Here is a 23,853-nt window from a genome sequence, read left to right as displayed (position 1 = left end):
CCAACAACCAAGCAGTCAGGAACTTCCCTAAAAAGTAGAGGCAGATTAGTTAACACTGCTTGCAAACAACTCAGGTCTATTCTCTTTTGTGCAGCTCAATCAGCAGCCAAATTTAACTTGGATTGTAAAGAACTTTATACAAGACTACTGGCTAAAGGGAAATCCAAAAAAGCCGCTAAAATGGCTGTTGCCCACAAATTGATTAGACAGGCTTTCGCTATCGTCAAAAACAATGCTGTATTTCAAAATGACTTTCAGGCTAGCAAAATTGCGCTCGCAAAATAATAGTTGCCTTGTGCTTTGTTTTTTAACACAGTTCATAACCACGGTATTCATAGCCCTTCCAAGGTTTGGAACCTTGGAAGGGTTTATTTTTTTATTGCAAAGCTGCCGTAGAAGCATTATACACAGGCCACACCCCTGGTTTGGGTACGCTTACTCCTTTGGTGACACCTTTAACGCCACCGTCTGGACCAAAATAGTAGAGCGGATGTCCTCTAAATACCAATTGTTTGCGTCCAAAAACGTCGATAACCGAAAAATCGCTTGTCGATAAGTTACTTGGCAAATCGGTAGGCATCGCAATTTCGGCAATCGGCCAGGTAGGGTTATTGCTAAAATCCGATTTGGTATAAACGTTGGTGTTCTTTTTGTCAGGAACGTAGCCGTAGAGCGTTTTTCCAGCCGCATCCACCAAATAAATGGTTTTACCCGTTCCTTCAGTATAATCCGACATGTAGTTCTTGCCATCGTTTCCTACCAACTGCACATTAGCAAAAAACAACGAGTAACTAGGTTTAGCCACAAACCAGACATTGTTTAGTTTTTCACCTGCCACATCACCCGCTTTTGTGTCGCCAGCATAGTAATAGAGCGGCCAGCCCTTATAAGCGGTTTGTTTGGTACCATCTGCGCGCGTAATAGTCGTAAAATCGGTAGCAGTTAAGTTGGTGCCAAGCGTAGGTGTTTCTTTGTAAAAAACAGGCCAGTTGGTCAAACATGACCCCGAGCATTGTGATTGCCCCGCAATATCGGACGCAAAATAGTAGAGTGTTTTTCCACTCGTCCCAGTAAGGACTTGTCCCAAAGAGGTTTGTCCCAGTGCTACGTCGAACGTAGGCGTGCTGTCGGTTTTGGTACAACCAGCAGCTAGCAATAAAACTGCTAAACCCAGAGAGAAAGAGTAGTGTTTAAACACACGGAATAAGGATGATTGGTTCATAGATGTAAGTAATCGTTTAATGGTTTACTTACAATACGGTGAACCAATCACGCAGGTTGCGTCGATAAAAAATAGAATTGTAAATTTAATGTCACCCCACCACTTCCTTGTACTGCATCCGATAAAGATTGGCATAAAAACCGTCGTGTTCGAGCAGCTCGTCGTGCGTGCCTTTTTCTTTGATTTGACCTTTATCAAGCACAATGATTTGGTTCGCTTTCTGAATTGTACTAAGTCGGTGCGCTATGACGATGGCGGTACGGCCTTTCATGAGCTTCTCAATGGCGTTCTGAATCAACTCTTCCGTTTCTGTATCGACCGATGAAGTGGCTTCGTCCAACACAATGATTTTGGGGTCGTGTACCAACGCCCGTACGAATGAAATCAGCTGCCGTTGTCCTACCGAAAGCGTTGCTCCACGTTCCATTACGTTATAATCGTATCCGTTTGGAAGGCGTTCGATGAAGTCATGCGCGCCAACGAGCTGGGCAGCTTCGATGATTTGAGCGCGACTGATGTTCGGGTTTCCAAGAGTGATATTGTTGTGGATGCTATCCGAAAACAAAAATACATCTTGCAGTACTACGCCGATATTATGACGTAGCGCCCCCAATTCGTACTGGTGAATTTCGACGCCATCTACCATAATTTCGCCTTTGTTGATGTCATAAAAACGGCTCAACAAATTAATCACCGACGATTTTCCTGCGCCAGTAGCTCCCACAAACGCAACCGTCTGACCTGCTTTTACATCGAAAGAAATATCTCTAAGGACGTATTCTTCCTCATTATAGGCAAACCACACATTTTTAAACGACACTTCACCGCGAAGTTGGGTAGGGGCGTACGTTCCGTTGTTGACCGTATAGTCGTCGCTATCGAGGAGTTTAAGGATACGATCCGTGCTCACAATCCCCATCTGAAGCGTGTTAAAGCGGTCGGCTAGCATCCGTATCGGCCTGAAAAAGAGGTTTGTAAACATGATAAAGGCCGTAACCGTCCCGAAGGTAATGTCGTTGTGGAGGATTTCGCGCGCACCGTACCACACAATCAAGCCCGTAGCAGCGGCGGCAATCACGTCAGCAACGGGATAGTACACCGAATAATACCAAATAGACCGAATGTGCGCATCGCGGTGTACAGTATTGATTTTTTGAAACTTATCCAGTTCAATTTTTTCGGCGCTGAAAATCTGCACGATGTTCATCCCCGTAATGTGTTCTTGCACAAAGGCATTGAGGTTAGAAACGGCCGTGCGAACTTCGTTGAACGAATCTTTGATTTTTTCCTTGAAAATATACGTACTTATCAACATAAAAGGCACCGTTGCCAAGCTAATGAGCGACAACCGCCAATCGGTATAAAACATAACGCCGATGATGAGTACCAACTGCAAAATATCGCCCGCAACCGCCGCCATTCCATCACTAAAAACATCTGACAGCGTCTCGACGTCCGACACGGTACGCGTTACCAAGCGTCCAATGGGCGTTTGATCAAAAAACTTGAGTCGGAGACTGAGGATTTTTTCGTACAACTGCACCCGAATGTCGCGAATGATATTTTGCCCCAACCAACCCGCTAAGTACGTATGAATAAACTGAATAATGGCTTGAAAAAACAATAAACCGACCATCACAGCAAGCATCATTGCCAGACCGTTGTAATCGCCCGAGGCAATTTGGTTATCAATCGTATAGCGAAAAAGGAGCGGACTAAGTGGCGAAAGTGCCGCACTCACCAAAATGAGCGTTACGAGTGTGTAAAATTGTTTTTGGTAAGGCTTAACAAACGTAAACAGGCGACGCAGGGTAGGCAAGTCAAAAATCTGTCCACTCTTTTTTTCTTCGTTCATAGCTTAAAGGGAAATGTAATCTACTAACCCATTTTACGTGGGTAAGAGTTTCGGATACAAGATTTAATTTTTGAAAGTGGAGAAATTTAGAAACATTATTTGCCCTAAAAAACAAAAAACCCCGCCAAAGACGGGGTTTTTTAGTGCTATGTATTCCAAAAATCAGATTTCTACGCCTTTAACGGTTTTGATAATACGAGCTGCTACTTTGTATGGATCAGCAGCTGAGTTTGGACGACGGTCTTCTAAGTATCCATTCCAACCCTTCTTCACAGCAACGATAGGGATACGGATAGATGCACCGCGGTCTGATACACCGTATGAGAATTGGTCAATTGATTGTGTTTCGTGCTTACCAGTCAAACGGAGGTGGTTGTCTGCGCCGTAAACAGCGATGTGTTCAGCAACAACTGGAGCAAACGCTAAACAGATTTTATCGAAAGTTTCTTTTTTACCAGCTGTTCTCAAAATAGTGTTTGAGAAGTTAGCGTGCATACCTGAGCCATTCCAGTCGGTATCGCCGAGTGGCTTACAGTGCCAGTTGATACCTACACCGTATTTTTCACCCATACGCTCCAACAAATAGCGAGCTACCCAAATTTGATCTCCCGCGTCTTTTGCGCCTTTAGAGAAAATTTGGAACTCCCACTGACCTGCTGCTACCTCGGCGTTGATACCTTCAACGTTCAAGCCAGCCTGGAGGCAGTACTCAAGGTGCTCTTCGATGATGTCACGTCCGTAAGCGTTTTTCGCACCTACCGAGCAATAGTATGGACCTTGTGGAGCTGGGTAACCATTGGCAGGGAAGCCAAGTGGTTTGTTAATTTCAAGATTCCACAAGAAATATTCTTGTTCAAAACCAAACCAAAAATCGTCATCGTCATCTTCGATAGTCGCACGGCCGTTAGACTCGTGAGCTGTACCGTCAGCATTCAATACTTCGCACATTACCAAGTATGCAGGCGTACCTAACTTAGAACGCTCTGGGTCTGGGCAAATGAAAACTGGCTTCAACAAACAGTCAGACGAACCGCCTAGCGCTTGTTCTGTTGAAGAGCCGTCGAACGACCACGTGTCGCAGTCTTCTAACTTACCCGAGAAATTATTCTCAATCTTAGTTTTACTACGCAAACTTTGAGTGGGCTTGTAACCGTCTAGCCAGATGTATTCTAATTTAGCCTTTGCCATTGACAATAAAATTTAAGGTGGTTGAATAAATCAGTTTGGTGTTGTTGTACTTTTTACGGATTCAAAAGTAATGCGTTTTTTAATAAACACCAAATAAAATTTTATATTTTTTAACATTAGCCATTTATTATAAAAGAAAATCGACGTTTTTTATATAAATACGCTAAAAAATTGTACAAATCTAAGTTTGTTTAGAAAAAGCCTATATCGTTTAGTGAAAATGGAAATGTGTAAAAAGTAAGAATGAAAAGAAAGCTGATATGGTGATATTTTTGGTAAAAATACAAAATTTAGGATAAAAGCACACGAGGGCTTTAAAGCCTATTGGTAAGCAAGAGAAAACAAAACCCCGTACTTCGGACGTGAAGTACGGGGTTTGTGAATAAATGCTAAAGAGAAGATTATTTGGTTTTTCGCTCAATCTCCCGAAGATTCTCCATTTTCTTGAGGCGTAAAAATCCGTTGATGTCTTCGAGGTGTTCTCTGACCCGCTGGTTGCCAAATTCATATACTTTTTCGGCCAGCCCGTCTAAGAAGTCACGGTCGTGCGAAATCAAAATGATGGTTCCGTCAAAGGCTTTTAGAGCATCTTTTAAAATGTCTTTGGTTTTGAGGTCGAGGTGGTTGGTAGGCTCATCCAGAATGAGCAAATTGACGGGCTCTAGCAACAACTTAATCATCGCCAAACGCGTCCGTTCACCTCCCGAAAGAACGCCGACTTTTTTGTTGACACTATCGCCACCAAACATAAACGCGCCCAAAATATCTTTGATTTTGGTACGGATTTCGCCCACCGCAATGTTGTCAATCGTCTGGAAAACGGTCAAATCGGGGTCGAGCAACGAGGCTTGGTTTTGGGCAAAATACCCAATCATGGAGTTATGGCCGATTTTTAGGTCGCCTTGGTACTCAAGTTCGCCCATAATCGCCTTCACCAGCGTGGACTTCCCTTCCCCATTTTTGCCCACAAAGGCTACTTTTTGACCGCGTTCAATGGTAATACTTACGTTTTTGAACACAAGGTGGTCGCCGTAGTTTTTACTTAAATCTTCAACAATCACGGGGTAATTGCCCGAACGTGGTGCGGGCGGGAATTTCAAGTTGAGGGCAGAAGTATCAACTTCGTCCACCTCCACAATATCCAATTTTTCGAGCATTTTTACCCGCGATTGTACCTGCAATGTTTTAGAATATGTGCCCTTGAAACGCTCGATAAACTCAGTGGTTTCGGCAATCATTTTTTGCTGGTCGCTATATTGCTTCTGCTGTTGTTCGAGGCGTTCTTTGCGAAGCTGCAAGTAGTGCGAGTAGTTTACCTTATAATCATAAATGCGCCCCATCGTGATTTCGATGGTACGGTTGGTGATGTTATCGACGAAAGCACGGTCGTGAGAAATCACAATCACCGACTTAGCGGTATTGACCAAAAACTCCTCCAGCCATTGAATCGACTCGATGTCGAGGTGGTTGGTAGGCTCATCGAGTAAAATCAAATCGGGTGTTTTGAGCAATATTTTCGCTAACTCAATCCGCATCCGCCATCCACCGCTAAACTCGCTCGTTTTGCGGGAAAAGTCAGCGCGTACGAAGCCCAATCCGAGGAGCGTTTTTTCTACTTCGGCGTCGTAGTTTACTTCTTCAGTAGAGTAGTATTTCTCGCTCAATTCCGATACCCGTTCGATAATCGCCATGTAGTCGTCCGAGTCGTAATCGGTACGCGTTTCCAGTTGATGATTGAGGGCATCGAGCTCATTTTTCATTTCTTGCGCCTCGGCAAACGCCTTGAGGGCTTCTTCAAACACCGTAGCGTCATCAACGGTAAGAAGGTGCTGCGGCAAGTAAGCGATAACCGCGTCGTTGGGGGCGGAGATTTTGCCGCGCGTCGGCTTGTCGGCCCCTGCAATAATTTTAAGGAGGGTTGATTTTCCCGCTCCGTTTTTGCCCATGAGGGCGATTCTGTCTTTTTCGTTGATGTTGAAGGTAATGTCGCTAAACAAGGCCCTTCCCCCAAACTCTACGGTTACGTTATCTACTGAAATCATTCAATTCGGTTTTTGAGCCGCAAAGATAAGGGGAAAAGCCCTGTTTTACGACCTATTACGCTAATCAAAAGACTTAAAAGTATAAAAGTGAGGGTTATCCATTTGAGGCGAGTGGCGATGGCAATGACTTTATAGATATAGAGTTAAACCACCAACGACGATAAGTAAAAGTGATACGATTTTCATTGCTATGGTTTTTGGCGATTGATGGAACGATAAACGTGCTTATAATCAGAGGGATGAGGTCGCCTGTGAATACAGTCGAGGTACGTCTGGGCAACAGTTCTGAACTTATGGGGCTGCGGGTGAATTTCGTCCGTCCACTCGTTGGGTTGTACCAATCCACGCGAGTCGATGTGAAAAAGTTTACCTTTTGTTGCTGGGTTAATCTCCATAAATTTCTCTTCGAGTTCAATCATCATTTCGTTGAAGAAATACATGCAAGCGTAGAGAATATCCAGTTGTAATTCTTTGTTGGATAGCCCTTTAAAAATCAACGGTTTTTTCAACCACCAGCCGTGCCCAATCCATCGTAGGACAGGAATATACCATTTGATAGGGTTAATTCCCCACCCTTTATTGTCGGAAGGGACCAGAAAATCATAGCCTTGGGTAATAATTTTTAAGTCGGGGAATTTTTCTTTGCCATCCACCAACAGACTATGAAAGAGTGAGTAGTACTGCAAACGGAACAACATCATCAACGCAAAAAAGTCCTTTGACAAATAGCCCATCGCCTTTCTCCACCGCTTTTCGGTAGGTTTTCTTGCATTTGGGCTCGGGTCGTTCGACATTCGATAAGGCTTTTCGTGGGCGTTTTTGATTAGGTGTTGCGCCCAAGCGCTGTGTTCTAGCTCGGGAGTTTCATTAATTTTATGAGTGACCATTAGTGCCATCCGACTCATACCTCCTACGTCATTACCGCCGCCACTCATTAGGAAAAAGTCGGGCTGATGGACTGATAGACCATTGACGTATTCCCTAGATGCTAGAATATTGACCAGCCAATCGGAGGCCGAAGCAAGGCTAAAAACAGCCGTGTTTTTGTCCATACTAATCCAGTCGAGGATGTCTGTCAGGATGAGGGGATAGTTGAACCAAGAATCCCCTTCGGCCACTACCTTTTTTAATTCGTTACTCGGCCGATATTGAATTTTTTTGACGTAAAGCGCTTTACGACGGTCGTTTTTGAGGCTGTTGAGCCATCGAGTAGCGCCTTCCACTGCCGACCGTTCGAGCAGCGTCGCTTCGTCCATGTCAAACACCGATTGGGTGATGGATTTGAGGTCATCGCTCGTGGCTATTTGCATGAGGTCGTTTAGCTCGCAGTGGGTGATTCGGTTGCTTGTGAGTTTTTTTATTAGGCTGTCGTTCATAATGGGTTGAGTTTGGGAGAGTGAAGATAGTGGAAATTGATGGTAATGTAAAGGTAGTGAGTTGTTTACATCTTTTGCTAGGAGGGGGCGCTCGTCTTGCAGAGGGGAGGTTTACGGAAAAAATACGGGATATTTCCCCAGCGGAAATGGTGAGTTTCCCGTACTGGAAAATTTATTATAGAAATACCTTTGCAATTAGTAAGTTCTTAGGTAACTTACAGAAGCAACCAAAATTTATGTCAAACCCTTTAATTTGTTACTAAGATGCCTATTTTGATTTCAAGAGCAAGTTTGTTGAAAATAGGAAATCCTTTTCCAAATATATCATCTTTTAAAGAAGCATTAGATGCATACAATAAACGGTTATTCGACTTTAATAATGTTGCTGGAGTGCACTTACTGGACGACCCTAGAGTGATATATTTTACAACAGAAACTTTTAGTAATATTATTGGAAGTGGGGCAACGCATTTAGTCGCTAGATTCGGGTGTGAAAATGATACAGAACAATATAGCAATCTATCAATAGTTTTGTGTGGAATGAACTGTGGTGACCATGTTGTAAAAACAGACCATTATATTGGAAATTCTCGAACAGGTGCTGATAATGATAGAACTCACGAAAGTAGTAGGAGTCTGAATGATTGGAAATTGAAAGAAAATAATTATGTTTATAGAATCGATAAGCTTTTAAGTGATACGAATGGCCGTAACGAGTTTTTAGTCGATGATGTAATATATACTAACGGAGTTGCGCATGAGATTACGGAATTGCGTAGCGAATGGTTTGATAGTGCTGCTGGTAATAAAATGGCTCATGTTGCTTGCTATTTTGTGAAGGTGGAAAATCATTTATCAGTTGCTTTTGCTGATGCTAGAATTAATCCACGTTTGGCAACCATAAATGACCTTGTTTATGATTTCGGTTCAGGATGTTGTCCACCAGCTTAAACGTATTAAATGAAGACAGCTGAAATAGTAATTGTTATTTTCTATATGTCACTAATAGCTTTTTGTATAATTATTGGATTATATCGAAAAGCTATTAGTGAATATACATTTTTTGTCCTAACCTTACTTTTAGGTGTTACATTTGTAGTAGAAAGTGTAGGGTACTTTAATCTTTGGACGAAAAATAAAGTTGCTGGATGGGTATTTTTGTTGTTTCTACCTGTTCAATATTCATTGTATGCATTGTATTTCAAAAATATAATTAAAAATGATAAAATTAAAAAGACGATATTAATAAGTGTACCTGTTTTGTTGCTTTGGAATATCTGTAATACTGTCTTCTTTCAAAGTTTTTTAATGCTTAATACATATGCTATTCTTTTAACTTGTTTACTATATTGCACTTGGAGTAGTATATATCTCATACAACTATTACGAGGTATTGGAGATGAAAACTTAGCTCATAATCCGCATTTTTGGATATGTACTGGGACATTATTCTTTTATTCTGTTTCATTTTTTATTATTGCTTTTATACAAATTATTAATAAAGAAGACCATGGATTGGCATCTCAGCTATGGTTTTTAATAAGGGCTTTAAATATTATACTTTACGGGCTTTTTGCTTACGGATTTATATGCCAAATCAAGCGTCAGAATTCTATTATCTAGCATTAGCAGGTACTATATTAGTATTGCTATTGATGCTTTTTATAGTCTCCTTCTTCTTTATCTTCCAACGCCGTCAAACTCAAAACCGCCAAGAAAAAGCCGCCATGCAAGCTGCCTTCCAACAAGAAATTCTACAAACGCAGCTAGAGGTACAAAACCTTACGATGCAGCAGTTGGGGCGGGAGTTGCACGATAACATTGGGCAGTTGCTGTCGGTACTGAGGATCAACCTCAACGTGTTGGAAGAAATGGTAGAGGATGAAAGTACCAAATCGCAGATTTCGGAGAGTAATCAGATCGTCGAGCAGACCATTGCCGATGTGCGGGCGCTTACCAAAAGCCTCGACGGCGATTTTGTCAAAGATTTTGGATTGATTGATAGCCTTTCGCACGAATTGCAACGGATTCGCAAGACCCGCCGCTACCAAACTGAGATTACCATTTCGGGGACACCTTACTCGTTGGGGTACCAACACGAAATCGTCCTGTTTCGGATGGCGCAAGAAGTCATTAACAACGCCTTGAAACACGCCGCTGCTACTACCTTGTACGTGTCGGTGGTGTACGAGCCTACAAATTTTGAAATTAGAATCAAAGATAATGGTAAAGGGTTTGATTATGAAGGTGTTATGAAAAATGAATTTGCTAAGTCAGGGGCAGGGCTTCGAAATATTCAACGCCGCGCCGAGCTCGTCGGTGGAAAATGTATTGTTGAGAGTAAGATAAAGGAAGGGACTACCGTTTGTATTAAAATTGAACATTTTTCCCTGGGGAGCTAACTGGCTTTATGAAAACTACGATTGCAATTGTCGATGATCACGAGTTGATGGCGAGGGCGCTGTCGGGTTTGGTACAAAAATATGATGCCTACGAGGTGCTTTACGAAGTAGCCAACGGTGAAGAACTCATTAAGCACATCAAATTGGGAATGATTCCCCAAATTGTGTTGCTCGACATCAATATGCCCGTCATGGATGGTTACGAAACGGCCATGTGGCTCAAAAACAATCACCCCGAAATCAAGATTCTGGCCTTGTCGATGAACGACAACGAAGCTTCTATCATCGGAATGCTTCGTAATGGAGCGCACGGATATTTGTTGAAAGGCTGCAAACCCTTTGAGCTCAAGCAAGCTTTGGATTCGCTGGTCGAACGGGGGCGATATTATACCGATTTTGTCACTAGCCAACTCATCAAAAGCCTCAATCCCGAAACGCTCCAAGATCCCGTGGCGGCTTTGCACCTCAATGAACGAGAAATGGATTTTGTCCGTTTGGCGTGTAGCGACCTTACGTACGTCGAAATCGCCGACAAAATGTGCGTTAGTCCGCGCACCGTCGATGGCTATCGGGAAAGTGTTTTCCAAAAAATGGGGGTTAAAACCCGCGTTACGATGGTGATGGAGGCCGTTCGATTGAAAATTGTGGAACTTTAAGGTTCGTAATAATACCCAAAAATAATCCCCATTTCGTCTTCGCTCGTAAGGCCAAAACGGACTGTTTTGGTGGTAGTATTGTTGTACGTAATTTCTGACATCAACCCTTCGTTTTTCTGAAACTCCAACGCCACTGGAAAATTCTTGATAAGTGGATGTTCCCAGTCGGTACTTTCATAAACCACTTCACCGTCGCGGGCGCCGCCGACAATCTTGATGACAAATTTTTCGCCTAGTTTGTGATTGTGGGAGGTCAACATCAGCACGCGGGTGGGTTTTGAAAACAAAAACTTCTTCGTAACTACCGTCTTTTTGCCTGCGAGTAGTGTAAGGTCTTGGTTGCTCAAATCAAGGGAGTTAGCCACAATTTTCACCTTCGACTTGTCGATTTTATACAAGTTGACATATACTTCGCCAGGGATTTTACCCGATGTTTTGTTGACGTAATGTGAGTTAAAATCAAACGAATAATTGGCAGGAACCCGAAGCGCAATGCCATCGGGGAAGCTATAATCGTGTTCTTGGGTTTGCGTTCCTGCCCAGAATACGTGGTTTTGCATACTCAAAAAAGTAAGCAAATTGCTGCTGCCATCGGCATTGCGTAAGTCACGAACTTGACCTAAAGAAGGAAGGTTTGCTTGGTTTTTGAAGTCGTACAAAATAAAGTGGTGGCTTCCAGGGCGCATTCGAGATTGAACCCGATTGATGTACAATTCGGTGGTATTACCGACGGGTTTTCTGACAAAAATCTCCCGCTCAAAGGTGTTTGAAACCTCAAAGGGTTCAAGGTGAAGTTGAAAGCCGTCATTTGGATTAGGCGCTTCGAGGGCGGTAAAATTACTGCCAAAGCCTGACCCACAAAGGGGTACGGAGTTGGAAATAAGACTGGCATCGACCGAGCCGCCCGACCGTGGCGCACCTGCCTCAATCCATTTACGAACAAACTCAATTTCGCCCACCGAAAGGCTGTTGGCGCCCAACGGCATGGGGTTACCGTACTGGCGCCCCGCCAATAATGATGCCCCACTGCAATTGATTTTGGTAAACAAAAAGCTTTTCGCAACATCCCCTGGCGTAATTAGGCGCATACCGTCGTCTTTGGCGACGGTGTTTTTGGGGAATTTATTGAGAAGATTATCGTAAGAGACTTTGCTGGTAAGTACAAGTCCGTGTTGTTTGTAAGAAGCGTCTTGTTCGGACGAATGGCAGCCCGACGTGGCGCACGATTTATCGAAAATTTGGGTCTGAACCAATTTGAAAGAACCTTCTTCTAGGACCGTTTCCGATTCGGTATGGCACGAAATCAGAACGATAAATAGGGCCGAAAAGAGGAGTAGTAAAGTAAGGAAACGGGTTTTCATGCTAGAAAAATCTTAAAATCGTGTGAAGATAACGAATAAAAGTAAATTGTTGATGTTCAGGTTATTGATGTGAGGATTAAATTTTCAAAGCATGTGTGCCGTGCCGTTGGTTACTCCTAACCAACGGGCGAGGTTTCTCAAAACCTCGTGTAGATTTTTCTTATAAAGGTTTTGAGAAACCTTTTTCTTCTGGATATGAGTATCCAGAAGCACGTGCACTGTGCCGTTGGTTCCTCCTAACCAACGGGCGAGGTTTCTCAAAACCTCGTGTAGATTTTTCTTATGAAGGTTTTGAGAAACCTTGTTTCTGGATATGAGTATCCAGAAGCACGTGTGCCGTGCCGTTGGTTACTCTTAACCAACGGGCGAGGTTTTTCAAAACCTCGTGTAGATTTTTCTTATGAAGGTTTTGAGAAACCTTTTTCTTCTGGATATGAGTATCCAGAAGCATGTGTGCCGTGCCGTTGGTTACTTCTAACCAACGGGTGAGGTTTCTCAAAACCTCGTGCAGATTTTTCTTATGAAGGTTTTGAGAAACCTTTTTCTTCTGGATATGAGTATCCAGAAGCACATACTAAGTATCCAGCAGTACAGCAGAAGCACGTGCTATTTCCTGCAAACATTTTAGGCACAAACAACCTTCGTAATGCGTGCGTAAATCAGAAAGTGTTTGTTCGGATAGCGTGATTTCTGAACAAACACATGAGCCCTGCGTTGTAAGCTGACAGCGAAATGCCTGCCCACAGCGAGGGCAAACTGGAATTTGGCTTGAATTTGAGGAAGTTGCCATAAATGGAAAAATATTTTTTGTAGGTTGTTTGATATATAAAAAACTTATATATATATTTGTTCACACAATTTAAGCAAATAGATAAGAAACGAGCTAACCACCGATTTTATGGAAGCATCAAGTAATGAATTTTTACGAGGCACGCTCAAAACGATAGTATTAAAACTTTTGGCCGAACAAGGACGTATGTACGGCTACGAAATTACGCAGTCGGTGAAAGAGCGTACGAGCGGTGAAATAACGCTAACCTTCGGCGCGTTATATCCTGTACTACACAAGCTTGAACAAGAAGGATTCCTGATGACAGAGTCAGAAGAAGTGGATGGACGGCTTCGCAAGTACTACTCGCTTACCCCGAGTGGAAACGCGACAGCCGTTCAGAAAGTATCTGATTTTGAGCGTTTTGTTGAAGCTATGCAGAATTTGTTAAGACCCCAAAATGGGGAGATGTCTCTCGCTAAACTCTGATTTTGGAATTGAATTCATAACCACTACCGACATGAAAAAATTAACTCCGCAACAACTTAGCACACTGCACGACCATCTTATTCGACAAAACACCAATGATCGCTTGGTTTCTGAATTGCTCGATCACTTGGCTTGTGAAGCTGAAGAGTACCTTTGGAAAGGTTATAACTTTGATTTGGCGCTGGCAAAAATTACGCAAGAAGCTAACTCTATGGCCGTAAAGTACCTCCGAGATACCTACCAACATGAAGTAGCCATGACGGAAGAACAACTTCAAAACGCGAGCTTGGACGATATTATTTTTGAGTTTCGCAACAAAGACTACGGTGCTTACGACCTTCGTCAAACCTATCCGTTTGCGCTGCGTAGTGCACTAATTTTGGGGATTGGCCTTTTTCTAATGATGATGGCGCTTCTGTCAGGCATTACCAAAGGGCACTGGGACTTTTTCTCTTCAACGGGAGTAATGTGGGTATTGGGGCTCTCTGGAGTAGCGTACTCAATAGGCTCTTGGTTCTTAAAAAACCAACAACTCAAACACTTGACAACGACTTAATTATAAATGTGAAAATTTGAAAATTGATTAATTTGAAAATGAACAAACGTTAGCTTTCAAATTAGCCAATTTTCAAATTGAGCAATTCTCCCTTTCTTTTCTTTAGCAGCTATGAGCCTACTTCACTGGAAGTGGTGCGGGATTGTTTTGTGCTTTTTGACCCAATGTCGGTAGTGGGTCAAAAAAGTAACATGACAGAAACCGTCTTTTCAGTAGTCGAACATCCTCCCCAGTTTAAAGCAGGGAAGGATTCGCTGACTTATTTTTTACAAAAACACTTTGTCAATCCCGAGGCGGCCAAAAATGCCAACGTGAATTGTAAAGTGATGGTCAAGTTTATTGTAGAACCCACAGGGCAGTTATCGGATATTGAACTAGCTTGGAGTGCTGGTCATGGCTGCGACGAAGAGTCTCTGCGGGTTGTAAAACTATTTCCTCCTTGGGAACCTGGGCGGCAAAGCGGAAAGGCCGTGCGGGTTCGAGTTCATTTGACTCTTAAATATCCGTTTCAATAAAATAGCCTAAATACAACAACCATGAAGACAACAGTTTTAGCAGCGTATGATACGCTGGATGACATCGTTTTTGCCCAAAGGAATCAAGCCTATGGGGCGTATGAACTACGGAAGTCGTACCCAAAAGTGCTCCAAAAAGCGCTGATTATTGGTGTTACGGTGTTTTTGCTCATGTTGCTTGTGCCGACCATTTATGGAAAACTAAAAACGAATGAGCTAGCACAAATAAACATGAAAGAATACACGCTTGAGAAAGTGCAAATGGAGAAAAAAGAAGAAAAGCCGCTGCCCGAACTCGAAAAGCCAAAAGAAGAACCTAAGGTGGCGGCGGTTCGGTATCGGGTACCTGAAGTGGTTGAAAATCCGCCCATTGAGGAGCTTCCACCCCTAACGGAGGAGCTAGAAAAAGCAAATCCTGGGCAAGAAACGATTGAAGGAACTGCCGATGAAGTGGCCATCGTAGCTCCTCCCGAAGATGCTCCCGTTGCTGAGGCTGCGAAGCCTGCGGAAGTTGTCGCTAAAGAGCCAGAAGTGTTTGAACGCGTGGAGATTGACCCTGAATTTGCGGGAGGAATCAATGGCTTACGTACGTTTTTGATGAACAATTTACGGTATCCGTCGCAAGCCCAACGAAGCAATGTGCAAGGGAGAGTCTATCTGAGTTTTACCGTTGAGCCAGATGGCTCTTTGTCAAATATCAACGTGACGCGAGGAGTTGGGTTTGGCTGCGACGAAGAAGCCGTGCGCGTCATGAAACTCATGCCCAAATGGAAACCTGGCAAACAGTCGGGGAGGGCAGTACGGGTGAAATTTAACATGCCGATTGTGTTTACGTTGGAATAAAAAATAGTACCGCATACAGCCAGTAACAAATAGATAGGTAAAAGGGTGAATAGTAGCTCTTTAAAGAGAGTTACTAACCCTTTTCCAGCCATGTATCGTTTTGTTCGCATCATTAGTATTGTGTTGGCACTGTCGGTTTATACCTGCGTGAGTCCGTATGATGTTCGATTCAAAAAAACATTTCGGGTACTGACCGTAGAGGGGACGTTGACGGATGAAGTAGAAGAACAACAAGTGGAAATTGTAGAGACGGACTTTGTCAATGATGCGTTGTACCGAGTGCCAATCAATGACCTTGTCGTACAACTTAAAGTCAATGGAAAAGAGGTAGTTACACTGCAACCGAAAGAAAAAGGAGTATATACGTTACCGAGCGGTTTTCGGGCTAAAGCGGGTAATCGCTATCAATTGGTTTTTAGTAAACCCGACGGCAATTACTATGAATCAGCAGAAGAGCTTATGCAATCCGTTCCACCTATTGATTCAGTATATGATGTATTTGTGCCCGATGGGTATGTGAGGAAAGAAAAACGCTACGCCTCTCATTCGATTTTTCTCAATTACCAAGATGTTCCCAATGAAAAGAACTATTACGTATGGTCATGGACGTTGTGGGAACGCCAAAACCTTTGTGTGTCAACCGACTACTATGATTTGTACTGTAATCAGCCTTGTTGGGAGATTTTGCGGAGCGAAGACATTGATATTTTTAGTGATATTTTCACCGACGGAAAACGGGTAGTGGGGAAAAAAGTAGCCGATATTCCCTATTATCAGTCGTACGGAGCTTTGTTAGAGGTTCATCAACAGCGCATTAGCGAAAATAGCTATCGGTTTTTAAAATTGTTGAGGGATCAAAATCAAGGAACGGGTTCGTTGGTTGATACCCCTCCTGAGGCATTAGTAGGCAATATTAGAAATATAACGAATCCCAACGAGGAAGTGGCTGGAGCGTTTGTGGTGGCCAGTACCCAAAAGATGATGTACTGGCTTAACCGTGAAAATGCCAACGGGAAAGCTATACCAGTGGGGCTTATGTGGCGCGCTCCTATCGTTAGCCCCACTAGTATTACTGCGCCCTGCGTGGCTAGTCCTACCCGTACTCCGTTTCAACCCAAAGGATGGCGACTTTAATAAGACCCACCAATGCGGTAATTGATACCTATCGAAGCAAAATAGGGGCTTCCAAAGCCGAGTTCACCGTTTAGACCAATGCGTTCGGTGACGTAGCCGCGTAGCCCAAAAACAATGACCTGTACTTGTGGCATAGCGAAACCTGCTCCTATTTTGTTGCCAATAATTCCGCGCCAAAGTCCGCTGCCACCTGCTTCTTTGAAAATTTCGTCCATCTTGCCATCTACCGCGCTCGAACTCCCACTGACGCCCCAAATCCCAATCCCGAGTCGCACGCCCGAGTACATATCTATGCGGTCGGCGTTGCCATAGTGGAATAGCGCCCGCGCTCCAATCGTAAGGCGCGAAACTCCTAAGGTAACATTGCCAAGATTCTCCGTTTTTTTATAGACAACGTCGTTGAGTTGGAGCGAAGATTTGTTAAAACTTACGGCGCCACCTACCGAAAACCAATGGTTGATTCCGTAATCATAGGCAAGGTTGATTTGCGGAGTAGTGGATGCTCGCCCCGAAGAAAAAGCAACGGTCGTGTCAGACGATTGGGTAGAACCTGTGATATTTCCCCGAAAAAAAGAAAATAAACTCACGCCCGACTGGACGCTCACTACGTGTTTGTAGTCTTCATTTTGTGCTGATACGCCTAGCGTATAACCGATCAAACCCGCAACGAGAAGAATCTTTTTCATGGCTTTGACAATTAAATGTGATTTGTTTTTAGGTATATAAAACATTAAAAACCCCGCAAATGTAGTGAAAAGCCACAACTAAGTATTTTAAACCGACATATATGAACGGCCTTTGATTAAAGGATATGAGAAAACGATTTGAAGAATACGGCTTCATTTTGCATTTTTGTGCAAAGCCCTACTCATAAACTATCTTACAAATGGTTCTCTTTTTTAACTATTTTTGGTACATCCCAAATGAAAAACTTTTTACCAAAACGTCCGATTCGGTTAGTGTGGCTTTTACTGTGTGTATGGGTAAGTCATAACGGCTTTGCCCAACGAACTATTGCAAACCAAATCAACCAAATAAAAGGGAAAATAACGCCCAAGCGATACCGTCCTTTTTCAACACCATTCTCTTCGGCTAGGGTTGCGGCCGATACCGCATTTGTCGAAGGCGCAACAGTTCATCGGTTTTTGATGAATCAGCCAGAAGTAGGGCAATTGCAGCAAGACAATAGCAACTTTATCGAAATTTCGTTGCCAGTTTCGGCTACCAAGAGCATTGAATTAGAACTGGTGCCTTACACTATTTTTGGTAAAAATTTCAAGGTTTTAAATGCTCAAAACGAAGTAGTTGAGCCGCAAAATTTGGGTAAGTTTTACCAAGGAATTGTCAAAGGTGACAACCAATCTACTGCTTCGGTTAGTATCATTGATGGGAAAATCAGCGGGATAATTTCCCAAAAAACAGGCAATTTTAATTTGGGCTTGGAGGGCGACTCGGGGAACTATATCCTGTTTAACGAGCAAGATTTAAAACAAAAATCGAATTTTACCTGTGCCACCGATGAAATGCCTGTGCGGGTAATGGGCCAAAACCTAGTGAAGGAAATGCCTGCCACAAGTAGCCTCGCGAGCAACGTTGCGTGTGGATCGGTCGAAATTTATTTGGAAGCCGATTCGGCCTTGTTTGTTCAGCAAGGGGGCACAATCGCCAATACGGTCAGCTATATCAATTCGGTTTTTAGCAAAGTGGCAACTTTGTACAGTAATGAGGGGCTCTCGATTGTCATTTCTGAAATAAAAGTGTGGAATACTACCGATCCGTACGTGGGTTATACGAGTACGAGTAATGTATTGAGTGCATTCCGTAGTACGATTGGTACATCGTTTAATGGTCGTTTGGCTCATTTTTTGAGCGGACGAAGCTTGGGAGGCGGGGTTGCTTACATAGATGTGCTATGTGCCAAATCGTACGGTCATGGGGTGAGTGCTAACTTGAGCACATACAACCCTAATTTGCCTACTTATTCGTGGAATGTGGAAGTGATAACGCACGAGTTAGGCCACAATTTTGGCTCTCCCCATACCCAAAGCTGCTCGTGGCCTGGCGGAGCGCTCGACAACTGTTATGCCACCGAAGAAGGCTGTCCTCCTGGCCCCGCGCCGACAAATGGCGGTACCATTATGAGTTATTGCCACTTGACATCAACGGGTATTAACTTTGCTAACGGCTTTGGAATCTATCCTGGCAATTTGATTCGGAGCCGAACGCAGGAATGTTTGGGAAGTGCCGTTGCGCCGTCTAATCTTGCTGTTCTTGAGCTGTATAGTACCCAAGTGTTGGTTTCATGGACGCACACGGCAGGGCTTTATGCCGTCGAATATCGACAAGTAGGGGCGGGGGCATGGAGTTCAGCAGGCACGTCAGGAAACAAAAATCGGACAATTTCGTCTTTAACCCCTAACACGGCCTACGAATGGCGTGTCAATGCCAATTGCTCCGATTTTGTCACAGGAACTTTCACTACCAACAATACACCTTCGTCAGGTACCTACTGCACCCCTACCCACATCAATGGGTGTACGTATGGTATTTTAATAACAAGTCTATTGGTGGGAGGAACCACCCTTAGCAGTAACTCAGGCTGCGCTTCGGGTGGGTATAGTTTCATCACTTCTCCTGTTAAAAGCTTGGCATTGGGGCAATCAAATAGTTTTACGGTGTCGTTGGAAGGATATTACAACCCTGCCCAAATTGCCATTTGGGTCGATTTGAATAAAGATGCTCAATTTCAGGCAAACGAAAAGCTTTTTACCACAACCTCGGGCAGAACACAGGCAATCACAGGAACCATTATTGTGCCAGCTGGAAGCAGTATTGGCCAAACCCGAATGAGAGTTATTGTTAACTATAGAGATACCCCCACCAACCCTTGTGGTACTTATACGTATGGTGAAACCGAAGACTATTACGTCAACCTTGTTTGTCCAGCACCTACCGCTTATACAGTGACAGGTGGAGGTAGTTTTTGTAGTGGAGGAACGGGGGTGGCTGTGGGATTAAGTGGCTCACAGACAGGGGTATCGTATCAATTAAAACGTGACAATACCAATGTAGGAACTGCCATGACGGGGACTGGAAATGCGTTAGTCTTTGGAAATCAAACTGTTGCGGGCTCATACACCGTGTGGGCGACCCCGTCGGGTTGTACAGCTACAGCCATGACGGGCTCCGTCTCGGTAAGTGTTATTGCTAATCCGACCTTGGTTGCAGGGGTAACTGTAAACGCTACAACTTGTGGAGGAACCAATGGCAGCATACCTTTTACGACCACAAACGTACCGAATGGAAGTTATCAATTGAGTTATACGGGAGCAGGCAGTCCCAAAACCGTGACAGTGAGTAACAATGTGTTTTCTTTAACGGGTTTATCCATCGGGACTTATAGTGGTTTTTCGATGACGGTGAATGGCTGTACCGCGAGTGATGCGACGACCAAAACGGTGAGTAATCCACCTAGTCCAGTATTGGCTTCGGGGGCAATAACCAATGCCACCGTCTGTGGTGCTTCTGACGGGAGCATTGCTTTTTCAACTTCTTATGTACCAAGCGGCGCGTATCAGTTGAGTTACACAGGAGCGGGTAGCCCCAAACCCGTGACAGTGAGCAATAACGCGTTTTTATTGGCGGGCCTGTCGGCGGGAGTGTACAGTAATTTTTCGATTACGGCCAACAACTGTACGGGCATTGATGCGACGTCCAAAACGGTCGCTCATTCAATAGTGCCGACCTTGGTTGCCGGAACGGTTGCTCCGTCGGCCACTTGCGGCGGTACAGATGGCGCTATTGCCTTTACCACAACCAATATTCCAAGCGGAAATTACCAACTTTCTTACACAGGTACAGGCAGTCCTAAAACAGTAGCCATTGCCAACAATTCGTTTACCCTAACAAATGTACCAGCAGGAGTGTATAGCAATTTTACGATTGTCGTGAATGGCTGCACGGCACTTGACCCAACCTCAAAAACGGTCAATGCCCCCACGCCGATTGGGTTGATGGCAAGTACAGTCACCAATCCTACGACCTGCGGAGGAGCCAATGGTAGCATTGCTTTTACCACTACAAGTATCCCAAGTGGGAATTATCAACTATCGTTTATCGGTACAGGTAGCCCCAAAACCGTGTCGATTGCCAACAATGCTTTTACGTTAGCCAACCTCTCCGCAGGAACGTACAAAAACTTTTCTATTTCGTACAACTCGTGTGTTGCGCTCGACACAACAACCCAAAAACTGGTCGAGCCAACACCTCCAAATGCAGGTAGCATTTCGGGTGCATTGGCACTTTGTGTGGGTGTTCCTATTACACTGACTACCAATGGCGTAGCGGGCGGGACGTGGAGCAGCGCAACGCCTTCGGTCGCGGCCATTCATCCGACTTCGGGGGTTGTAACGGGGGACAGTGCAGGAAGCAGCCTGATTACTTATACCGTGACGGCCAACGGATGCTCGGCCAGCACTACCGACACCCTCACCGTCAATCCACTTCCAACGGTTGGTTTTAGTGGCCCATCTTCCATTTTAGTGGGAAATACCACCACGGTATTTTCCGCAACGGGCGGTACTTGGATAAGTAATAATGCCGTCAAAGCCAGTGTGACAAATGCTGGCTTAGTGACGGGATTGGAAGCAGGAACGGCCACATTTACCTTTACGGATACAGCCACAGGTTGTAAAAATTCCACCCCAATTCTGGTAGTAGTCAATAATGGTAATTTACCTTGTAACCAGGTTATTACGCTGGTCAGCCCAGCCGATGACATTGCTACGGGTACTGTGCTGAAACAATCCAATAATGGCATCAGTGCGGCCAATCGAGTGACAGGTACAACGACGGCGGTGACGTACCAATCAGGCGCTTCGGTGACGCTCCAGCCAGGTTTTCAGGCCGAAGCAGGGACGGTGTTTAAAGCGCAAATAGGTGGGTGTAATTAAACATCCCCATTTTTGATTGCCCTAAACTTTGGCGAACTTTGCGTTGGGTAAACATCCAATGCCTTTAATTACTATGTCTGTTTTTGACTATAAAGCTGAGTTAGCCAAAATCCCCGCCGAACCTGGGGTGTATCGTTATTTTAGTGAAGAGGGGGAAATTATTTACGTCGGCAAAGCCAAAAGTCTTAAAAATCGGGTCAGTAGTTATTTTGTCAAAAACCACGCCGACCGCAAGACGCGCCGTTTGGTAAGTCAGATTCGTCGGATTGAATTTACCATTGTACATACCGAATTTGATGCGCTGTTGCTTGAAAATCAACTTATTAAGCGGTATCAGCCTCGTTTCAATATCCTCCTGCGCGACGACAAAACGTATCCGTTTATCAAGATTTTCAATGAGCCTTTTCCACGCGTAGAATCCACACGCCGTGTTGATAAAAAAACGGGGACTTACTTTGGCCCTTTTGCCAATCCACGGGCCATGTATAATCTGTTGGATATGTTTCGAGAATTGTATTCGCTGCGCACTTGTAACCTCAATTTGTCGCCCGAAAACATAAAGGCGGATAAGTACAAAGTGTGCATGGAATACCACCTCAAACGCTGTAAAGGGCCGTGCGTGGGCTTACAGCCGCTGGAAGAGTATGAGCAGGAAGTGGCGCAAATTCAGCAGATTCTCAAAGGACAAATGAGTATTCCGCAGCAGTATTTTAAGCAAAATATGGTGCAAGCGGCCGAAAAATTGGAGTTTGAGAAAGCGCACGAGTGGAAAATAAAATTGGAGTTACTCCAAAATTTTCAAACAAAATCGACAGTCGTCAATCCTAAAATTGGCAATGTAGATGTCATCGCCATTGCTTCCGACGAAGAGGCAGCTTATGTCAATTACCTCAAAATTGTGAATGGCTACATCATGGCGGCTCAGACGTTGGAGGTAAAGAAAAAACTGGAGGAAACCGACGAAGAAATTTTGGCCTTGGTACTCTTCGAAATGCGTACAACTTACGAAAGTGAGGCCAAAGAAATCATCACGAATATCGACATTACCACCGATTTTAAAGCCGAGATTACCATTCCCAAAATCGGAGATAAGCGTAGTTTGCTGGAAATGGCGTTGAAAAACGTGCATTATTTCCGCAAAGAAAAAGCAGAACGCCAACTTATTGAGGCGAGTGCTACCACCAATCGCCGCGACCGCGTACTGATTAAACTCAAAGCCGACCTCCAGCTCAAAACGTTGCCGCGCCACATCGAGTGCTTCGATAACTCCAACATTCAGGGTACCAATCCTGTTTCAGCAATGGTATGTTTTAAAGAAGGACGGGCTTCAAAAAAAGATTATCGACATTTTTCGATTAAAACGGTGGTTGGCCCCAACGATTTTGCCAGTATGTATGAAGTCGTGACCCGCCGCTACACGCGTTTGTTGGAAGAAAATGCGCCTTTGCCCGATTTGATTGTAATTGATGGCGGAAAAGGGCAATTGAGCGCCGCTTGCGATGCTTTAAAAGCGGTCGGATTGTACGGAAAAGTACCGATTGTGGGCATTGCCAAACGGTTGGAAGAAATCTATTTTCCCGAAGATACGCTACCGTTGTATATCGACAAAAAATCGGAATCACTGCGCCTGATTCAGCAGATTCGTGACGAAGCGCACCGCTTTGCCATCACCTATCACCGCGATAAACGTAGCCGAAATGCGATTGTGAGTGAACTTGAAAATGTGGACGGTATTGGGAAGAAAACCGCCGCTAATTTGCTCAAAGAGTTTAAAAGTGTGAAAGCCATACGCGAGGCAGATGCGGAGAAAATTGCCGCATTTGTTGGGAAAGACAAAGCCCAAAAAATCAAAGAATACTTTGCCCAACAGCAAGGAGAGTAGGCAGACGTGACAGACGATTTTTAGTTCCCATTCGTTGATGAATAAAAAGAGCATTTTACCGAAATCCATGAGAATAATCTTTCTACTATTTTTGGCTTTTACCCCATTACTTGCGGCAGCTTTTGGTATAAAAGGGACGGTTAAAACCTCCAAAGGTGAGCCATTGCCCTACGCTACCATCGCCATCAAAGGAACTAGCACGGGTACCATCGCCAATGCCGAAGGGCGCTATGAGTTGACGCTTGCGCCTGGCAAATACGAAGTGATATTTCAATATTGGGTAGTTTTGCCGTTTCGTACAAAAACCGTCACTTGGAGATAGCTGGCTGATCAATTGTCTTTTCAATTTGTTTTCGATAGCGCTTTACACTCGACATACTGATGCCGGTTAAACTGACTGTTTCAGCTGCCGATAGCCCACGCTCCAGTGCTTTCTTAACTTTGGCAAACTTGTCGGCATCCAGTCCGGCAGGGCGACCAATGTGTTTGCCTTTGGCTTTTGCCAGCAGTTGCCCCGCTCTGGTTTTTTCCAGAATACTCTCCCTATCATACTCGGCCAGTGCTGCAAAGATTTGCAAAACCAACTTGCCCGCCGGCGTGCTGCTGTCAAC

23 protein-coding genes are annotated in these 23,853 nt (G+C 44.2%); 13 read left to right on the top strand and 10 right to left on the bottom strand.

Annotated elements, in window-relative coordinates; genetic code table 11:
• Nucleotides 1-285 (top strand): transposase (locus K339_RS37075; protein ID WP_037299819.1); only part of this gene is annotated, 285 nt, incomplete at its 5' end.
• A 91-nt stretch (nucleotides 286-376) separates the two neighbouring features.
• Here the strand turns inward: K339_RS37075 and K339_RS0109170 are convergent.
• The 5 genes from K339_RS0109170 to K339_RS0109150 form a co-directional block, all read right to left on the bottom strand.
• Nucleotides 377-1,222, bottom strand: coding sequence for a hypothetical protein (locus K339_RS0109170; protein WP_051397904.1), 846 nt, complete (start codon nucleotides 1,220-1,222; stop codon nucleotides 377-379).
• Between the two features lie 91 nt (nucleotides 1,223-1,313).
• Nucleotides 1,314-3,077, bottom strand: a complete 1,764-nt coding sequence (locus K339_RS0109165; RefSeq protein ID WP_028523335.1) for an ABC transporter ATP-binding protein — start codon at nucleotides 3,075-3,077, stop codon at nucleotides 1,314-1,316.
• A gap of 162 nt (nucleotides 3,078-3,239) precedes the next feature.
• The gene (locus K339_RS0109160; protein ID WP_028523334.1) at nucleotides 3,240-4,265 is read right to left on the bottom strand and encodes a glutamine synthetase beta-grasp domain-containing protein; all 1,026 of its coding nucleotides are present in this window, start codon (nucleotides 4,263-4,265) and stop codon (nucleotides 3,240-3,242) included.
• A 401-nt stretch (nucleotides 4,266-4,666) separates the two neighbouring features.
• Nucleotides 4,667-6,307 (bottom strand): ABC-F family ATP-binding cassette domain-containing protein, encoded by a 1,641-nt coding sequence (locus tag K339_RS0109155; protein WP_028523333.1) that lies wholly within the window; start codon nucleotides 6,305-6,307, stop codon nucleotides 4,667-4,669.
• Between the two features lie 188 nt (nucleotides 6,308-6,495).
• A complete protein-coding gene (locus K339_RS0109150; protein WP_028523332.1) occupies nucleotides 6,496-7,683 on the bottom strand; it encodes a hypothetical protein in 1,188 nt (395 codons plus the stop codon).
• Between the two features lie 264 nt (nucleotides 7,684-7,947).
• On the opposite strand from K339_RS0109150, the gene K339_RS0109140 reads away from it, so the two are divergent.
• Genes K339_RS0109140 through K339_RS0109125 form a run of 4 tightly spaced genes read left to right on the top strand, consistent with a single transcriptional unit; the run spans nucleotide 7,948 to nucleotide 10,741 of the window.
• Entirely contained in the window at nucleotides 7,948-8,634 is a 687-nt protein-coding gene (locus tag K339_RS0109140; RefSeq protein ID WP_028523330.1) for a hypothetical protein, read from the top strand.
• 9 nt (nucleotides 8,635-8,643) lie between these two features.
• Nucleotides 8,644-9,306 (top strand): hypothetical protein, encoded by a 663-nt coding sequence (locus tag K339_RS0109135; protein WP_028523329.1) that lies wholly within the window; start codon nucleotides 8,644-8,646, stop codon nucleotides 9,304-9,306.
• A gap of 32 nt (nucleotides 9,307-9,338) precedes the next feature.
• Nucleotides 9,339-10,085, top strand: coding sequence for a sensor histidine kinase (locus K339_RS0109130; protein ID WP_229598719.1), 747 nt, complete (start codon nucleotides 9,339-9,341; stop codon nucleotides 10,083-10,085).
• 8 nt (nucleotides 10,086-10,093) lie between these two features.
• Nucleotides 10,094-10,741, top strand: a complete 648-nt coding sequence (locus K339_RS0109125; protein WP_028523327.1) for a response regulator transcription factor — start codon at nucleotides 10,094-10,096, stop codon at nucleotides 10,739-10,741.
• On the opposite strand, the gene K339_RS0109120 is transcribed toward K339_RS0109125, so the two are convergent.
• The 3 genes from K339_RS0109120 to K339_RS38095 form a co-directional block, all read right to left on the bottom strand.
• The gene (locus K339_RS0109120) at nucleotides 10,738-12,102 is read right to left on the bottom strand and encodes a monooxygenase (RefSeq protein ID WP_028523326.1); all 1,365 of its coding nucleotides are present in this window, start codon (nucleotides 12,100-12,102) and stop codon (nucleotides 10,738-10,740) included. The genes K339_RS0109125 and K339_RS0109120 overlap by 4 nt on opposite strands.
• A gap of 280 nt (nucleotides 12,103-12,382) precedes the next feature.
• Nucleotides 12,383-12,601: a hypothetical protein gene (locus tag K339_RS0109115; protein ID WP_157607536.1), complete on the bottom strand. Its 219-nt coding sequence runs from the start codon at nucleotides 12,599-12,601 to the stop codon at nucleotides 12,383-12,385.
• A gap of 75 nt (nucleotides 12,602-12,676) precedes the next feature.
• Complete coding sequence (locus K339_RS38095) at nucleotides 12,677-12,892, bottom strand: cysteine-rich CWC family protein (protein ID WP_084332158.1); 216 nt, start codon at nucleotides 12,890-12,892, stop codon at nucleotides 12,677-12,679.
• A gap of 108 nt (nucleotides 12,893-13,000) precedes the next feature.
• On the opposite strand from K339_RS38095, the gene K339_RS0109110 reads away from it, so the two are divergent.
• From K339_RS0109110 to K339_RS0109090, 5 genes are all read left to right on the top strand, one after another.
• On the top strand, nucleotides 13,001-13,360 hold the full coding sequence (locus K339_RS0109110; RefSeq protein ID WP_028523324.1) for a PadR family transcriptional regulator: 360 nt from the start codon (nucleotides 13,001-13,003) through the stop codon (nucleotides 13,358-13,360).
• 31 nt (nucleotides 13,361-13,391) lie between these two features.
• Complete coding sequence (locus K339_RS0109105; RefSeq protein ID WP_028523323.1) at nucleotides 13,392-13,916, top strand: hypothetical protein; 525 nt, start codon at nucleotides 13,392-13,394, stop codon at nucleotides 13,914-13,916.
• Between the two features lie 77 nt (nucleotides 13,917-13,993).
• Nucleotides 13,994-14,431: an energy transducer TonB gene (locus tag K339_RS0109100; protein ID WP_157607535.1), complete on the top strand. Its 438-nt coding sequence runs from the start codon at nucleotides 13,994-13,996 to the stop codon at nucleotides 14,429-14,431.
• A gap of 21 nt (nucleotides 14,432-14,452) precedes the next feature.
• Nucleotides 14,453-15,274 carry an energy transducer TonB gene (locus K339_RS0109095; protein ID WP_028523321.1) on the top strand — a complete coding sequence of 274 codons (822 nt, stop codon included), beginning with the start codon at nucleotides 14,453-14,455 and terminating at the stop codon, nucleotides 15,272-15,274.
• A gap of 90 nt (nucleotides 15,275-15,364) precedes the next feature.
• Nucleotides 15,365-16,408, top strand: coding sequence for a DUF4249 domain-containing protein (locus K339_RS0109090; protein WP_028523320.1), 1,044 nt, complete (start codon nucleotides 15,365-15,367; stop codon nucleotides 16,406-16,408).
• Here the strand turns inward: K339_RS0109090 and K339_RS0109085 are convergent.
• Nucleotides 16,405-17,094 (bottom strand): hypothetical protein, encoded by a 690-nt coding sequence (locus K339_RS0109085; RefSeq protein ID WP_157607534.1) that lies wholly within the window; start codon nucleotides 17,092-17,094, stop codon nucleotides 16,405-16,407. The two genes, K339_RS0109090 and K339_RS0109085, sit on opposite strands and share 4 nt — an antisense overlap.
• 237 nt (nucleotides 17,095-17,331) lie before the next feature.
• On the opposite strand from K339_RS0109085, the gene K339_RS0109080 reads away from it, so the two are divergent.
• The 3 genes from K339_RS0109080 (at nucleotide 17,332) to K339_RS0109070 (ending at nucleotide 23,564) form a co-directional block, all read left to right on the top strand.
• Complete coding sequence (locus K339_RS0109080) at nucleotides 17,332-21,360, top strand: M12 family metallo-peptidase (RefSeq protein ID WP_028523318.1); 4,029 nt, start codon at nucleotides 17,332-17,334, stop codon at nucleotides 21,358-21,360.
• A gap of 73 nt (nucleotides 21,361-21,433) precedes the next feature.
• Nucleotides 21,434-23,242, top strand: a complete 1,809-nt coding sequence (uvrC, locus tag K339_RS0109075; RefSeq protein ID WP_028523317.1) for an excinuclease ABC subunit UvrC — start codon at nucleotides 21,434-21,436, stop codon at nucleotides 23,240-23,242.
• 67 nt (nucleotides 23,243-23,309) lie between these two features.
• A complete protein-coding gene (locus K339_RS0109070; RefSeq protein ID WP_084332160.1) occupies nucleotides 23,310-23,564 on the top strand; it encodes a carboxypeptidase-like regulatory domain-containing protein in 255 nt (84 codons plus the stop codon).
• Here the strand turns inward: K339_RS0109070 and K339_RS0109065 are convergent.
• A partial coding sequence (locus tag K339_RS0109065) for a recombinase family protein (protein WP_028523315.1) occupies nucleotides 23,551-23,853 on the bottom strand: 303 nt, incomplete at its 5' end. The two genes, K339_RS0109070 and K339_RS0109065, sit on opposite strands and share 14 nt — an antisense overlap.

The organism is Runella limosa DSM 17973 (assembly GCF_000482465.1).
In the GTDB taxonomy this organism is placed as follows: Bacteria; Bacteroidota; Bacteroidia; order Cytophagales; family Spirosomataceae; genus Runella; species Runella limosa.
This window is presented reverse-complemented; position numbering and strand designations above follow the sequence as displayed.